General features: G+C 40.0%; 15 protein-coding genes. 12 read left to right on the plus strand and 3 right to left on the minus strand.

The genetic code is table 11. The features are described 5' to 3' along the window. On the plus strand, window positions 1-525 hold a 525-nt coding region (locus CSC79_RS04140; RefSeq protein WP_143483818.1), incomplete at its 5' end, for an IS3 family transposase. 40 nt (window positions 526-565) lie between these two features. Here CSC79_RS04140 and CSC79_RS04145 read toward each other — a convergent pair. After that, window positions 566-871: an EscU/YscU/HrcU family type III secretion system export apparatus switch protein gene (locus tag CSC79_RS04145; protein WP_099294380.1), complete on the minus strand. Its 306-nt coding sequence runs from the start codon at window positions 869-871 to the stop codon at window positions 566-568. A 2-nt stretch (window positions 872-873) separates the two neighbouring features. After that, window positions 874-3,660: a flagellar hook-length control protein FliK gene (locus tag CSC79_RS20160; RefSeq protein WP_237113952.1), complete on the minus strand. Its 2,787-nt coding sequence runs from the start codon at window positions 3,658-3,660 to the stop codon at window positions 874-876. A gap of 103 nt (window positions 3,661-3,763) precedes the next feature. Between CSC79_RS20160 and ccmA the strand changes: the two genes are divergently transcribed. Genes ccmA through CSC79_RS04200 form a run of 10 tightly spaced genes read left to right on the plus strand, consistent with a single transcriptional unit; the run spans window position 3,764 to window position 11,513 of the window. Then, on the plus strand, window positions 3,764-4,384 hold the full coding sequence (ccmA, locus tag CSC79_RS04155; protein ID WP_099294382.1) for a cytochrome c biogenesis heme-transporting ATPase CcmA: 621 nt from the start codon (window positions 3,764-3,766) through the stop codon (window positions 4,382-4,384). After that, window positions 4,384-5,070 (plus strand): heme exporter protein CcmB, encoded by a 687-nt coding sequence (gene ccmB, locus CSC79_RS04160; protein WP_099294384.1) that lies wholly within the window; start codon window positions 4,384-4,386, stop codon window positions 5,068-5,070. Before ccmA ends, ccmB begins: the two co-directional genes overlap by 1 nt. Window position 5,071: 1 nt before the next feature. Beyond that, entirely contained in the window at window positions 5,072-5,809 is a 738-nt protein-coding gene (locus CSC79_RS04165; protein WP_099294386.1) for a heme ABC transporter permease, read from the plus strand. 2 nt (window positions 5,810-5,811) lie between these two features. Next, the gene (ccmD, locus tag CSC79_RS04170) at window positions 5,812-6,015 is read left to right on the plus strand and encodes a heme exporter protein CcmD (RefSeq protein ID WP_099294388.1); all 204 of its coding nucleotides are present in this window, start codon (window positions 5,812-5,814) and stop codon (window positions 6,013-6,015) included. After that, window positions 6,012-6,491: a cytochrome c maturation protein CcmE gene (gene ccmE / locus CSC79_RS04175; RefSeq protein WP_099294390.1), complete on the plus strand. Its 480-nt coding sequence runs from the start codon at window positions 6,012-6,014 to the stop codon at window positions 6,489-6,491. The genes ccmD and ccmE overlap by 4 nt, the downstream gene beginning before the upstream one ends. Before the next feature lies 1 nt (window position 6,492). After that, window positions 6,493-8,460, plus strand: a complete 1,968-nt coding sequence (locus CSC79_RS04180; protein ID WP_099294833.1) for a heme lyase CcmF/NrfE family subunit — start codon at window positions 6,493-6,495, stop codon at window positions 8,458-8,460. Further along, the gene (locus CSC79_RS04185; RefSeq protein WP_099294392.1) at window positions 8,457-9,029 is read left to right on the plus strand and encodes a redoxin family protein; all 573 of its coding nucleotides are present in this window, start codon (window positions 8,457-8,459) and stop codon (window positions 9,027-9,029) included. Before CSC79_RS04180 ends, CSC79_RS04185 begins: the two co-directional genes overlap by 4 nt. Next, window positions 9,026-9,487, plus strand: a complete 462-nt coding sequence (locus CSC79_RS04190) for a cytochrome c-type biogenesis protein (RefSeq protein ID WP_099294394.1) — start codon at window positions 9,026-9,028, stop codon at window positions 9,485-9,487. Before CSC79_RS04185 ends, CSC79_RS04190 begins: the two co-directional genes overlap by 4 nt. Beyond that, on the plus strand, window positions 9,488-10,771 hold the full coding sequence (gene ccmI / locus CSC79_RS04195) for a c-type cytochrome biogenesis protein CcmI (RefSeq protein WP_099294396.1): 1,284 nt from the start codon (window positions 9,488-9,490) through the stop codon (window positions 10,769-10,771). It abuts the gene before it with no gap. Between the two features lie 10 nt (window positions 10,772-10,781). Next, window positions 10,782-11,513: a VacJ family lipoprotein gene (locus CSC79_RS04200; protein WP_099294398.1), complete on the plus strand. Its 732-nt coding sequence runs from the start codon at window positions 10,782-10,784 to the stop codon at window positions 11,511-11,513. 52 nt (window positions 11,514-11,565) lie between these two features. On the opposite strand, the gene CSC79_RS04205 is transcribed toward CSC79_RS04200, so the two are convergent. Then, window positions 11,566-12,792: an HDOD domain-containing protein gene (locus CSC79_RS04205; RefSeq protein WP_099294400.1), complete on the minus strand. Its 1,227-nt coding sequence runs from the start codon at window positions 12,790-12,792 to the stop codon at window positions 11,566-11,568. 365 nt (window positions 12,793-13,157) lie between these two features. Between CSC79_RS04205 and putP the strand changes: the two genes are divergently transcribed. After that, window positions 13,158-14,636, plus strand: a complete 1,479-nt coding sequence (gene putP, locus CSC79_RS04210; protein ID WP_099294402.1) for a sodium/proline symporter PutP — start codon at window positions 13,158-13,160, stop codon at window positions 14,634-14,636. Window positions 14,637-14,677: the final 41 nt, after the last annotated feature.

The raw sequence follows: 14,677 nt of genomic DNA on the forward strand, positions 1-14,677 counted from the left end.
CTTAAAGAGCATACGCCTACGGCGGCCGAGGAAGTCTTTGTTAGTGATATTACATACGTAAAGTCAGCGCAAGGTGTGCATTACTTGTCGTTAGTCACTGATGCGTATAGCCGAAAAATAATGGGTTATGAGCTGAGTGATGAAATGAAAGCAGCCGATGTAGTCAAAGCATTAGAGATGACGATTAAACAGCGCGTATATAAACGTGATGCGATTCATCATTCAGACCGAGGGCTACAGTATTGCTCTGAAGTGTATCAACATGCGCTATTAAAAGAGGGAATTAAGCCATCGATGACAGATGGATATGATTGTTATCAAAACGCCTTAGCGGAGCGGATTAACGGAATCTTAAAACAAGAATTCTTACTCTATACATGTCGCAATATACAAGAGTTAAAACGACTCGTTGAAGAGTCAATATTCATATACAATGAAATACGACCGCATTTGAGTTTGGGAATGGAAACACCAAATCAAGTGCATAAAAAAGACCTGGCGCTTTCGCACCAAGTCTCTCATTAAAACCGTCAACCTATTTCAGGACGGGACAGGTCTAATAAGTTTACGCTTTTATATCTAACTTTCCTTGAAAATCTTGCCAGCCAGGTGGAAACTTGCCTCTTAGAACGTATGAAAAAGCAATCAGTTCTGCAATAACATAATAAAGCTCTTTCGGGATCTCCTCACCCAGCTCTAAATGAGAAAGGGTTTTAGCGAGTGATTTGTCCTGATGTATCAAAATCCCTTTTTTTTCAGCGGCGGCAATTATTTCTTCAGCTAGTTCGCCAAACCCTTTACTACTAACGGTCGGCGCTTTACCGGCTTCATATAATAATCCAATTGCTGATTTTTGCTCGATATCACTCATATTCAGACCTTAATATTAATAATGGCATGAGATTGGTAAAATGCTTGGTGTTTTGCAGCACCCTGACTTAAATTAAGTTCTCCTACCTGTAACCCATGTGCAGATAGTTTGTGGCGTAAGCTTTCAAGATGAGGGTGCGCTATCGCTGTTACCTCTTGACTGGATGCAAGCAATTTACAATCCAGTGCTTTATCCATTAACTCGGCAGTTATTTGCAACTGACCAAGCTCTGCATAATCAAAATTTAATCGTACAAACCATACATCTTTACCTTCAGGCTTTTCATTGCTCGGTTTTTTATATTTTCCGAGTGATATTTCAGTTTGTGAGGCCTCAGGTGGCAACCTCATTGGTAAGAAAAATTGTACAAAAGCATTACTATCTGTTTGTTGATTAACGGGCGTGCTGGTTACTTGACTCACTGTTGTTTTTATTTGACTCAATTCGCTGGCCAGTGCTTGGCTGCTTGCTTGGAGCAGTTGCTCCTGAAGCTTTTCACTATTAACGGCTTTAAAACTAGGTACTAATACTTGCAAAAGAGCATCAAGTGAAGTTTGGCCATTGAAATTACCAATACTTGATGTGTTAAGAATAGGGCCGGCCAAAATAGCAACACTCAAATTTTCAACAGCTTGACTGAAACTATTTTGATATGCAGGCGCAGAAAGGCTGTTAGGCGATATAATGCTTAATACTTCACGCTGAACGGTCTGAGGTTGAATAGTTTGACTGCTAATCATTCGGTTAAAAGCTTGATTAACTAACCGATTAAGGTCTGCATTTTCAGAAATTTTAGGCTGTGCAAGTTGTTCTATTTTTTGGGTTAAAGATGTCCTGTCTAAAGGTAGTTTACTCTCATTTATTAAAGCATTTTCCGGTTTGTAAACATCTTTTGGAATGTTTAGTAAGGGCGCAAGTAGTTTTGCCTCAATAGGTTGGCTTACTTGACTGCTAACAATCGGTGCACTCAAGGGGGCTTTTATGCTAGAAAAATTAATTGGTTTGGTATCTAGCCCCGGTGGATTGGTATTATTAAGCTGTTGAGCTTTGTTATGGCTAGCTTCTAATATCGCTTCGGCAGTATCAAAGTTTGCAGGCACTGTAAATGACGCAGCTTTAGGTGAAGCGGTGTTCGGGGTAGATTGTTGCTGCATTTTTGTAGCCAGTTGAATGACATCAAGCTTTATTTCTTTTGTACTTTTACTTAAGTCAGATGCTAAGTTTTTAGCTTCGGCTGACAATACAGGAGGTGTTAGGTTTTTATTCTTTTCAACTTTTACAGTGGGACTTTTATCTACAAAAGATTGGGAAGAAGCGACTGTGTCGGTATTTTTGCTTATTATTTTTACTTTTTTTGTTAACCCAGTATCTACCGCTATTTCAGTCTGCTTAGCAATTTTCGCTGGCTGGCCAATTTGCGTTGAAGTTGCCTGTGTTGATGTTGTTTTATTCTGTGTATTCGTTTGATTTTGTTGTTGATTGAGTAAAAGGCCATGCTCTGCTGCGTGGCGGTTCAATGGCAATGTAGTCAGCGCGCTTAAACCTGCTTTTATTTGTTGAAAAAACTGTACTAAAGGTGGCGAGGTATGAAAATGCTTTGGTAGTGCAGTACCACTACTGATATCAGCTTTAAAGGGCGAAGGATGTGAGTTTGCAAGTGCCGCTAAGTTTATACGCATAAGTGATTGTGGAATTAGACTCTGTATTGGTTGCGAAGTTTGAACAGTATTTACAGTTTTACTTATTGATTTTGTGTTTTGAACTGCGCTATTTATAAGGGGGTCTGATTTGCTAAAAGGTTTTTGTTCAAAATAACGTACAGCATCATATATACGTGTTTTAAAGTCCGAAAAACTGCTTTGGATCCAAGATTTTATTGGGCTACTAGCATTAAGTAGAGGACTAACAATTGGCTGTTGGGACGTGTGTGGTTGCGCGCTTAGTTTTGCCGACTGTGCCTTAAGTAAGCTATTAAATGTATTAGTTAATGAGTTTTTCAACGTTACTATAACCTGTGGGTTATTAGTTTTTAGCTGCAGCTTATCATTTACCGCTGTTATTTTTACAGCCTGTAAAGTTGAATTCAATTGTTGTATTTGTTCAGTTTTAACGGGTGCGTTAAATGCGCTTTTTTGCTGCGGTATAATCAATTCCACAGCATTATTAATGGCTTTTATTTGTCCGTTAGGCGTTAACTTTGCAAGCCAAGTCGCTAATTTGTTTTGGCTAATAGATTGTTGATGTAAGTTGTCAGCAAATCTATTTAAAACTGTGAGCTTAGTACCTTTATGGTCGCTATTGATGATTGCTTGAATCGGTTGTTCACCTTGTAAAACGCTTGCTACTTCTTTATTTATTGGCAAACTTGCGTTTAATTGTGGGAGCTGTAATTTTGCAGTTGGATGTGTAACAACGGTAGTGGTTAATGGTTTATTGACTAATTGACTGCCGGAACTAATAAAATTCAGTAAATCCTGTAGATGCTTAACTTGATTAAGCGCCAAGGATATTTGTGTTGGTAAAATAGTGAGTTGTTTACCATCAGCACTTAATTGAACCTCAGCAGAAGGTATTTTTTGTGCATTTGCTGGAGATTGCGTTGTTACTAGCCGCAAGGTTTGCCAGTGATCATTTATCATTATATCCATTTGCAACGAACCTTTAGCGAACACGATGTTTTTAGCGTTTAATGTTTGCCCATTTAAGTCAATGTTTTGCTGAGCAGCATCGGTTGTTGACTGTTTTACAGTCAATGAGTTAGCTAAAGATATTTGCGTTGGTTCATTCATTATTTTAAATCAATTTTTCACTAATCGGTTTCATTGCGTTATTCGTATTACCCTATCATTATGGTAGACTAACGCCTAATTTTGGGTATAGAGAATCGTCATCTTGCTACACATTAAGTCCGTTACTTGCATCAAACAAGACCGCTGCTTGTTTGAGGATCTTAATTTCAGTTTGAAATCGGGACAAATTATGCAGCTAGCTGGCCCAAATGGGGCTGGTAAAACATCATTATTGCGCATTATTGCGGGTTTTGCTTCCCCAGATGAAGGTGATATTTTTTGGCGAGAAAACTCTATAACAAAAAGCTATGATGAGTTTGCCCGTGAGTTATTATTTATAGGCCACAAAACAGGTGTAAACGCTCAGCTCACGGCTTTAGAAAATGTACGCTTTTGGTTACAGATACAAGGTTATAACAATGAGCAAGACTTGTATCCGTTACTAGCAAATATTGGCTTAGTGGGGCTAGAAGATGTGCCTGTGCGAACATTGTCTGCTGGCCAGCAACGTCGTGTCGCACTGCTTAGACTCTGGCTAAACGATGCAAAATTGTGGATTCTTGATGAACCCTTTACTGCGCTGGATAAATCTGGAGTTGCGTTTTTACAAGATAGGTTTACCAGTCATTTGGAAAATGGCGGGGCTATTTTATTAACCACCCACCAAGATTTAACTACTCACTTTAATGATTTACAAACGGTTACTTTGGAGTACCGTCACTGATGTTACGTAAACATTCTTACTTACAATTATTTACAGCTGTTTGTAAAAAAGATCTACAACTGGCATTCCGTCAGCGTGCAGAAATAGTGAATCCGTTATTATTCTTTTTAATTGTGATCACATTATTTCCATTAGCAATAGGTCCAGAACCAGGACTACTAGCTCGAATGGCGCCGGGTATAATTTGGGTTGCCGCATTATTATCAACCATGCTTGGGTTAGATAAAATTTTCCGTGATGACTTTCATGATGGCAGTTTAGAGCAGTTAATAGCGTCGTCATATCCTTTGCCTTTAACAGTTTTGGCTAAGGTATGCGCGCACTGGGTTATCACTGGATTGCCCTTAGTATTAATGACCCCTTTATTTGCGCTGTTGTTAAATTTAGACAGCCAATCATTGGTTGCAACCGTATTTACTCTTTTATTGGGTACGCCCTTATTAAGTTTTATTGGTGCTATTGGTGCCGGTCTTACTGTGGGCTTACAAAAAGGCGGCATCTTAATGAGCTTACTTGTTTTGCCTTTGTATATCCCAGTTTTAATTTTTGCAACGTCCGCTATAGATACCAGTTCAATGTCACTGGATTATAGCGGGCAGCTTGCCATCCTTGGTGCGATGCTCGTCGTCGCTGTTATGAGCGCACCAATCGCCATATCGTCAGCATTAAAAGTGAGTGTAAGTTAATATGTGGAAGTGGTTACATCCCTACGCTAAAGCAGATCGTGCATATCAATTATGCAATACGTTACTGCCCTATTTTGCCGTTATTACGGTTGTGTGCATGGTTGTTGGTTGGGTTTGGGGGTTGGCATATGCGCCAGCAGACTACCAGCAAAAAGACAGCTATCGCATTATTTTTATTCATGTTCCCTCAGCTATTTTATCTATGGGCGCCTATTCATCAATGGCCATAGCGGCAATTGTTGCTTTGGTTTGGCAGTTAAGAAATGCTGAACTTGCTGTTATTGCGATTGCACCTGTGGGTGCATGTGCCACTGCAATTGCGTTGATCACAGGTGCAGCATGGGGTAAACCTATGTGGGGTGCTTGGTGGGTATGGGACGCTCGTTTAACTTCTGAATTGATTTTACTATTTTTATACCTAGGTGTGTTGTCTTTATATCATGCCTTTGAAGATAAGAAAGCCGCTGGTCGAGCGGCCTCTATTCTTGCTATTGTTGGAGTGATTAATCTACCAATCATTCATTTCTCTGTTGAGTGGTGGAACACCTTGCATCAAGGCGCATCTATCACAAAGTTTAATACCGAAGCGATTGACCCAAGTATGTTTTGGCCATTAATGGTCAATATCGTTGCTTTCGCAGCATTTGTTGGCACAGTGACATTAATTCGCCTTAAAAATGAAATTTTACAACGTGAAAAGCATCGTCCTTGGGTTCGTCAGTTGATTAAAAGGGGTTAGTTATGCAGTTTGATTCTTTTTCTGATTTTATAGCCATGGGTGGGTATGGCTTTTACGTTTGGTTATCTTTTGGAACATGCGCACTTATTCTACTCGGCATTTTATTGAGTTCATTAAATGATACCAAACGTATTTTGGCATCTGTTAAGCAACAAGCTGACCGCGAACAGCGAATTAAGCAAGCCAAACAGGAGCAAAAATCATGAACCCAAGACGTAAAAAACGCCTGCTTGCTGTTACCTCCGTCATATTTGGACTAGGTGCAGTAGTGGGCTTAGTTTTGTATGCTCTGCAAGAAAATATCAATTTATTCTACACGCCAAGCGAGCTTATTGAAGGTAAAGGGCCAAACCTTGAGAAGCCTTTCATCGGCCAGAAACTGCGCATTGGTGGGATGGTTGTACCTGGGTCTGTTGTGCGTGACGAAAGCAGTTTAGAAGTAAGCTTTAAGCTAATAGACACAGGGCCTATTGTGACTATTCGTTACCAAGGTATTTTGCCTGATTTATTTCGTGAAGGGCAGGGGATTGTTGCACAAGGCGTGCTGATAGAGCCTGATGTAATTGAGGCGTTTGAGGTTTTAGCTAAGCATGATGAAGAGTATATGCCAGCTGAAGTAGCAGAGGCTGTAAAAGGAATTAAGCACGAAAAACCTAAATATAACTTAGATAGTGGCAATTAATATGATTCCTGAGATTGGTTATTTTTCATTAACACTGGCCATGGTGCTAAGTGTTTTATTGTGTATTTTTCCTTTGTGGGGCGCGCATACAGGGAACTTGCGTTTAATGCGCGCTGCACCTTCTTTGGCCGTTGGGCAATTTGCTTTTGTTTTAATTTCGTTTGCTGCACTAATTTATGCCAGTTTAACAGATGACTTTACCGTAGCGTACGTGGCCTATCATTCAAGCAGTACGTTACCTTGGTATTATAAAATTACCTCAACATGGGGTGGGCACGAAGGCGCTATTTTATTATGGCTTGTTATGCAAGCAGGTTGGACTGCTGTTGTAGCAATGCGCTCGCAGTCTTTACCTTGGATATTAAGAGCTCGCGTATTGGGTGTGCTCGGTTTTTTAGGTGTTGGCTTTATGCTCTACACACTGTTGATGTCGAGCCCGTTTGAACTCTTATTACCTTACTACCCCGTTGAAGGGCGAGATTTAAACCCATTATTGCAAGACCCTGGCATGATTATTCATCCACCATTACTGTATATGGGGTATGTTGGTTTATCTGTTTCTTTTTCATTTGCTATTGCAGCTCTACTTACCGGTAAACTTGATAACACGTGGGCAAAATGGTCACGTCCGTGGACAATGACTGCATGGGGGTTTTTAACCCTTGGTATCACTATTGGTAGTTGGTGGGCTTACGCTGAACTCGGCTGGGGCGGCTGGTGGTTTTGGGATCCAGTTGAAAACGCATCTCTTATGCCATGGTTAGTTGCGACAGCCTTATTGCATTCATTGTCAGTGACAGAAAAACGCGGTGTATTTAAATCATGGACCGTATTATTGGCAATAGCTGCCTTCTCATTTAGTTTGCTTGGCACTTTTATTGTACGTTCCGGCATTATTGTTTCTGTACATGCATTTGCTACAGACCCTGATCGTGGTTTATTTATTCTTGCATTCTTAGCGATTGTAGTTGGCGGAGGTCTGACTCTTTATGCATTACGAGTCTCAGAAGTGAAAAGTGAAGGGCGTTATAAACTTGTCTCTCGAGAAGTCGCACTTTGGTTAAACAATATATTCTTAGTTGTTGCAACGCTCATTGTTTTACTGGGTACATTATTACCTATGGTTCACAAAGAGATGGGTTTAGGCAGTATCTCAATTGGCGAACCGTTTTTTAACAAAATGTTTGCGATTTTACTTGTCCCATTTGCGATTTTAATGGGGATAGGGCCTTTACTTCGTTGGAAACAAAACAAGTGGGCATTTTTACAGAATAAACTTTTACTGTGCGCGCTTGCAAGTATCGCGGTCACTTCTACTTGGCTGTTTTTAGGGTACGATGTTGTAGCCCCCCTAACCTTGTTAGCAACCACCTTAGCTGTGTGGATTGTTTTTACAACTGTGCTTGATATTGTTGATAAAACGCGAGTTCATGGCAGCCTAAAAAATGGTTTAAAACGTTTAAGTGTAAGTTACTGGGCAATGGTACTAGGCCATATCGGTATTGCTTTTGTAATTGCTGGCGTGACTTTAACCTCGGCGTATTCGGTAGAGCGTGATGTGTCAATGAAGCCGTTAGAGGTTGTTTCGCTTAATCAATATGACTATCGATTTGAAGGTGTTAAAGACATCCGCGGACCAAATTACAGCGGCCATGCAGGTGTTGTATCTGTACTTAAAGACGGTGATAAAGTGGCAAGGCTATATGCTGAAAAGCGTCAATATGACATTGGTATGCAATTTATGACAGAGGCGGCGATAGATGCTGGCTTTACTCGTGATTTATACCTTGCTTTAGGCGAGCAGCTAAGTAACGGTGGTTGGTCTTTACGCATTTATCATAAGCCTTATGTTCGCTGGATGTGGCTAGGTGGCATACTTATTTCATTAGCAGGCTTTATGATTTTAGGTGACAAACGCTACCGTAGCAGCAAAAAACGTGATTCAAAAAGCCAGCAGGAGGCCTTATGAACCGTAAATTTTTAGCATTGTTACCGTTATTAGCGTTTGTACTAATTTGTGTTTTTTTGTACCAAGGGCTCTTTGCAAACCCTCGAGAATTACAAACAGGACGAATTGGCCAGGCAATGCCTAGCTTTAACTTACCTGATCTAATGCAAGACGATAAGCGTTGGCAGCAAACAGATCTTGAAGGTGAAGTCTATTTACTCAATGTGTGGGGTACCTGGTGCCCAACATGTTTAGCTGAATTGGGCTATTTAACTCAGCTACGTGAGCAAGGAGTAAAGATCGTTGGTCTTTATTATGTGCAAAGCTACGATTCCGATTTTGATGGTCCATTTGACATGGACTCATTGCGTGATGAAGTGAGTACGATGCTTAGCAGAGCAGGGGACCCTTATCAGTTTAATATACTTGATTTAGAAAGAACATTAGCACTTGATTTAGGAGTGTCAGGTGCACCTGAAACGTTTTTAGTCGATAGTAGTGGGACAATCTTGTTACACCATACTGGCGATATTAATCCACGAGTTTGGCGTGCGAAATTTGCACCTATTATGCAGGAGTTAACGCCATGAAGTATTTATTTATTGGTTTAGTATTACTTTTTAGCTTTTCAGTGACAGCTGAGCAAGATAGGTATGTATTTGCAAATGACGAACAAGCCAAGCGGTTTGGCGAACTCACTAAAGAGTTACGTTGTCCGAAGTGCCAGAACCAAAACATAGCAGACTCTGATGCTGTGGTTGCGAAAGACTTACGTGACAAGGTCATTGTATTGGTAAAAGAAGGCAAGAGCAAAGATGAAGTCATTGAGTACATGATTGATCGATATGGCTATTTTGTTCACTACGAGCCACCTGTTACTCCAGCGACATTAATATTGTGGGTATTACCCATTTTAATCGTCATCATTGGATTTGGGTTCATTGTTATCCGACAGCGCAAAGCAGCAATAAAACAGAACTGGAACGATCAAGATGAAGAGTTATTGGCAAAACTAATTGCGCAAAACCAACGTCAGGAGCAAAAGTAAATGATTTTAATGTGGGCTTCTTTTGTACTACTAACTTTAGTAGCTGTTGTATTTGTAGCTTTGCCTTTTTTGACAAAAGAACGTATAAAAAGTGTGACTCATAATGCAAACTCTGAATTGATAGGCATTTACCACCAACGTTTAGAAGAGTTAGCACTTGATTTAAAAGAACAACGTATTGAGCAACAAGGCTATGATGAGTCAGTGGTTGAGTTGAAACGTCGCTTACTTAATGAGATCTCTCCCGAGAAGTCGTTATTTAGCCGAGGGAACAATGCGATATTGGCATTAACAGGCAGTGCATTTTTAATTGTACTGACGGTGATTTTTTATACGGCAACAGGCTCGCAAAAACAGTTACAAGACTGGTATACCGCGATGGATAAATTGCCTGAATATGGCGAGCGCGCAGTAATGCAAAAAGGCGAGCCGTTGACACAAAATGAGCTCCAAGCTTTTGCATTGGGTTTACGAACTAAGCTTGCTCAAAATGGTGACGATCAAGTTGCATGGATGCTACTTGGACGCGTTGCAATGTCACTGAATGAATATGATATGGCACAGCAGTCGTTTGATAAAGTGTTACGTCTTAATCCTGATAATTTAGGTGTGATGGTCAGTTATAGCCAGTTGCTTTTAATGCAAGGTAGCGACACTAACATGACTCGTGCTGCAAGCATGTTATCACGTGTTTTAAAAGACGAACCGACTAATGTAGATGCTATATCACTGCTTGCCTTGATTGCGTACGAACGTCAAGATTGGGCACAAGCTAAATCTGCGTTTGAGGTGCTCCTCAGTACAATGGATACTCAAGACAGCCGTTATGCCATGATAGCTCAGCGCATTAGTGATATAGAGCAAAAAATGGCTGAGCAAAATAACCAAATTTACCCAGCGACCTCTTCAGAGAATATTACTAGTTCAACCACAAGTGATGAAGGGATTACGGTTGATGTAAACTTAGATTCTGCATTAGTTGATAATCTTCCTGAAAACGGCACTTTATTTGTATTTGCTAAAGCGGCCAAGGGGTCACCGATGCCGTTGGCTGTAGTTAAGCTCACCGACTATAGTTTTCCACTTAAAGTGCAACTTAGTGATCTGAATTCGATGGTAGAGGGTTTGACTCTTTCAAGTTCTCAAGAAATTGTTATCACAGCGCGTATCTCAAAAGATGCCTCAGTGATGCCTTCAAGTGGTGAGCTTGAAGGAAGTTCCCCCGTATTAGAGCGAGCCAAGGTAACGCAACATACATTACTAATAAATGAGTTAATTCCTTAAAGGATAAAAGATGTTAAGACAGAGTTTACTATTGATTGGGTTACTAGTTGTTGCAGGATGTGCGCAAGTACCTGACGAAAAAGTTGATGAACGAGATCCGCTTCAATCTTTTAACCGCCCTGTTTATGATTTTAACATGGATGTGTTAGATGCCTATATTTTGCGCCCAACAGCCGTTGGGTATGTCGCTATCACACCGACTCCGGTAAGGCGCAGTGTCGTTAATTTTACTGACAACATAACTGCACCAACGGATGTTATCAATGCGACACTACAGGGAAAGCCGGGTAATGCCGGGGTTAGTATTGCACGCTTTTTAGTTAATTCTACCGTGGGTATCTTTGGCCTATTTGATGTAGCGAGTTCATTAGGGCTCAATATCATTGATGAAGATTTTGGTCAGACGCTCGGTGTTTGGGGGATAGGTGATGGTGCATACTTAATGTTGCCAGGTATGGGGCCATCAACAACGCGTAACCTAGCTGGTGATGTTGTTGATAATTTTGTTCTACCTGAGATCACATTAACGACGCCACAAACGGTGTTGGTTTTTGCACTTAAAGCGGTTGAGGCAAGGGCTTCGCTTATCGCTCAAGAGAGTCTACTTAATGAGTCACTTGACCCTTATATATTTATGAAAGATATTTACTTTCAACGTCAATTGTATGAACTACATGACGGTAATCCGCCAATTGAAAAAGAACCAGAAGACTTTGATGAGGATTTCTTAGAAAGCCTTTAATTATAAAAGTGCTGGTTCAAACCAGCACTTTTATTACTTTTAAAGCTAGGTTTTATTCATCACCCAATACTTTCATTTGCGTGTTTGCCCATGAAAGTGCCTCATGATAAGAATCAGGTACCTTATCAGCTGCTAAAGCCAATTCATCTATAATAGTATTTGCGCTTTGCCAATCGGCTTGTTCGTATAACTTTACCAACTCCAAATATTGTGCAAGCAAACCTTTATTTTCAACAAGTGCGTCTTTGATATCATTCGACAAGGGGAGCTTTTTCATAACGCTTTGCATACTTTCATCTAAAATAGCATCCATAAGTGACATCATCCCTGTTAGAAAAGCCATGCCAGTATCTTTAACTTTATTGTGCTCAATTGCCAATAACTCAGTGAAGCGAGCGCGAGTGAGTGATAATCGAATGAGTTCGGCAGGCTTATTTGCGGCTACTTGAGCTGCAAATAATAACGACAGAAACTTTTTAATTTCCTGCACACCAAGCACAATAAGCGCCTGCTTAATGGTGCTTATTTCAGCGCGTCGCTTAAACGCTGCAGAATTACTGTAACGTAATAGCTTGTAAGAAAGTGTGACATCCCGCTCAAATACATCAGTTATTTTCTTTAGGTTTATGTCCATTGACGACGTTTCATAAAGCAGTTCAGCTAGCGCGATTTGTGAAGGCGGGAGTGATTTGCTTTGTACCATTTCTGGCTTTGAAAAAAAGAAGCCTTGAAAATAGCTAAATCCAAGGTCTAAAGCGAGTTGATATTTTTCATGAGTCTCTACTTTTTCTGCAAGCAGTTTAATGTGTGGGAAAGGTTTAATTTCTTCTATTATTTGCTTTATTTGATCAAGTTCGCAGCTTAAAAAGTCAATTTTAATAATATCAATGTATGGGTAAAAGTGGCGCCATACTGGCTGGTGAATATAGTCATCTAAAGCCAATGTGTAGCCTTTCTCTTTTAAATCTTTAACTATTGCTAGCAAGCGTTTACCAGGTTGTATAGTTTCCAGTATTTCTACAACTATTTGATCTTTGCCTAGTAATGTTGGGTATCCTTTTTGTAAAGTATCTAGTGTGAAGTTAATGTAAGCAGGTTTGTCGTCTGTTAAATCTTCTAAACCAAAGTTAAATTGACTGCCCTCAATGAGTCTTGAGGTGGCTTCATCACCATCGATGTTTGGAAAAACATTATCAACGCCATCACGGAAAAGCAACTCATAACCTATGAGTTCTTTATCGCGATCTAAAATTGGTTGGCGCGCAGCGTAAAAGTACATAAACAACAAATCCGATTAAGTTAAACAATTGCATTGGCAATATAAGATAAATAATGAAAAATAGCATTAACAATATTTTAAAATATAATACTAAAGCATTGAATTTATGAAAATATATTTATTTAAGCCTAAGGCATATAATAGTTTATTGCCATCTATCTGAACAAAAACTGTTTGTAGTATGAAAATAGGTTTTACCTCAATCACTTATTCGACAAAAGCTGGAGGTAGAGTTATTTACCCTAGCCATGGTATAGTCATCATCTAAATTGGCTTTTAGACCAATAATGTCTTTTCTATACATCTAAGCTAGAGTCATTATTAGGATTAAAAACCAGATAAAAACTTCATAAACGGAGGCAAATTTGGAAACAGGAATGATTATTTCTTTAGCTGCATACTTTATTGTTATGCTCGGGATTGGCCTATATGCATATAAACAGTCTACTAGTGATGTTTCGGGGTATATGCTAGGAGGGCGCAGTTTGTCACCTTCTGTAGCTGCATTATCAGCGGGTGCATCCGATATGAGTGGCTGGATTTTAATGGGACTGCCTGGTGCTATGTTTGTAACTGGCTTTAGCAGCACCTGGATTGCAATTGGTTTGGTGTTAGGGGCATGGTTAAACTATTTACTAGTTGCACCACGGTTACGAGTCTATACAGAAAAAGCAAACGACTCTATTACTATTCCTGATTACTTTTCTAACCGCTTTACTGATAAATCGAACTTATTACGCGTCGTGTCCGCTGTGGTAATTATTGTGTTTTTTACACTTTATACATCGTCAGGTGTTGTTGCAGGTGGCAAGTTATTTGAAAGCTCGTTTGGCCTATCCTATGAAATGGGGTTATATATCACCACAGGTGTAGTAGTACTTTATACTTTGTTTGGCGGTTTCTTAGCGGTGAGTCTTACTGATTTCGTGCAAGGTTGTATTATGTTTGTTGCGTTAATACTCGTACCAACAGTTGCATATTCTTTGCTAGAACAGCCGCTAGAGTCAACGCTTAATAGTGTAAACCCACAGATGCTTAACTGGATTGGTGCAGGTTCGGCGCTGGGCATTATATCTGCTATGGCTTGGGGTTTAGGTTATTTTGGTCAACCACATATTATTGTCCGCTTTATGTCTGTTCGCAGTGTTAAAGATATGCCCACTGCACGTCGCATAGGCATGACTTGGATGATTACAGCAGCAATTGGTGCGGTAGGTACTGGTTTATTCGGAGCTGCTTATACCTATGAAAATAACATTGTTGTTGAAGACCCTGAAACTATATTCTTAATACTCTCAGAGCTTTTATTTCACCCATTAATTGCAGGCTTTTTATTAGCAGCTATTTTGGCGGCCATAATGAGTACTATCTCGTCGCAATTGCTCGTTAGTTCCAGTTCGTTAACAGAAGACTTCTACAAAACATTTTTAAGAAAAGAAGCGAGTGATACTGAGTTAGTTACCGTTGGGCGCATCAGCGTTGCTGCAGTTGCAATGTGCGCTATATACTTAGCCTATGACCGTGATAGCTCAATTTTAGATCTGGTGAGTAACGCATGGGCTGGTTTTGGTGCAGCTTTTGGTCCTTTGGTTTTATTTAGCCTTTATTGGAAGCGAATGAACTTTGCTGGTGCCTTAGCGGGTATGGTTGTTGGTGCTGTAACAGTACTTATTTGGATTTATGCCCCAATCACGGTTGGTGGTGAAAAGTTAAGTAGTATTGTTTACGAAATTATCCCGGGCTTTATCTTATCTAGTATTGCCATTGTTGCTGTTAGTTTAACAACACCAGCACCAAGCAATGAAATTACTGATTTGTTTGATGAGGTTGAAAAGTCATTGTAACGAGATGAAATTCAATCAATAAAAAAGGAGCTTAAAAGCTC

Source organism: Pseudoalteromonas sp. 3D05, from assembly GCF_002723455.1.
Classification (GTDB): domain Bacteria; phylum Pseudomonadota; class Gammaproteobacteria; order Enterobacterales; family Alteromonadaceae; genus Pseudoalteromonas.

Bases quoted from the DNA above. Each gene is read 5' to 3' on its own strand.
- CSC79_RS04185 (WP_099294392.1), top strand. From the start codon at position 8,457: ATGAACCGTAAATTTTTAGCATTGTTACCGTTATTAGCGTTTGTACTA.
- CSC79_RS04145 (WP_099294380.1), bottom strand. From the start codon at position 871: ATGAGTGATATCGAGCAAAAATCAGCAATTGGATTATTATATGAAGCC.
- CSC79_RS04200 (WP_099294398.1), top strand. From the start codon at position 10,782: ATGTTAAGACAGAGTTTACTATTGATTGGGTTACTAGTTGTTGCAGGA.
- CSC79_RS04190 (WP_099294394.1), top strand. From the start codon at position 9,026: ATGAAGTATTTATTTATTGGTTTAGTATTACTTTTTAGCTTTTCAGTG.
- ccmI (WP_099294396.1), top strand. From the start codon at position 9,488: ATGATTTTAATGTGGGCTTCTTTTGTACTACTAACTTTAGTAGCTGTT.
- ccmB (WP_099294384.1), top strand. From the start codon at position 4,384: ATGTTACGTAAACATTCTTACTTACAATTATTTACAGCTGTTTGTAAA.
- CSC79_RS04165 (WP_099294386.1), top strand. From the start codon at position 5,072: ATGTGGAAGTGGTTACATCCCTACGCTAAAGCAGATCGTGCATATCAA.
- ccmD (WP_099294388.1), top strand. From the start codon at position 5,812: ATGCAGTTTGATTCTTTTTCTGATTTTATAGCCATGGGTGGGTATGGC.
- CSC79_RS04180 (WP_099294833.1), top strand. From the start codon at position 6,493: ATGATTCCTGAGATTGGTTATTTTTCATTAACACTGGCCATGGTGCTA.
- ccmE (WP_099294390.1), top strand. From the start codon at position 6,012: ATGAACCCAAGACGTAAAAAACGCCTGCTTGCTGTTACCTCCGTCATA.
- CSC79_RS20160 (WP_237113952.1), bottom strand. From the start codon at position 3,660: ATGAATGAACCAACGCAAATATCTTTAGCTAACTCATTGACTGTAAAA.
- CSC79_RS04205 (WP_099294400.1), bottom strand. From the start codon at position 12,792: ATGTACTTTTACGCTGCGCGCCAACCAATTTTAGATCGCGATAAAGAA.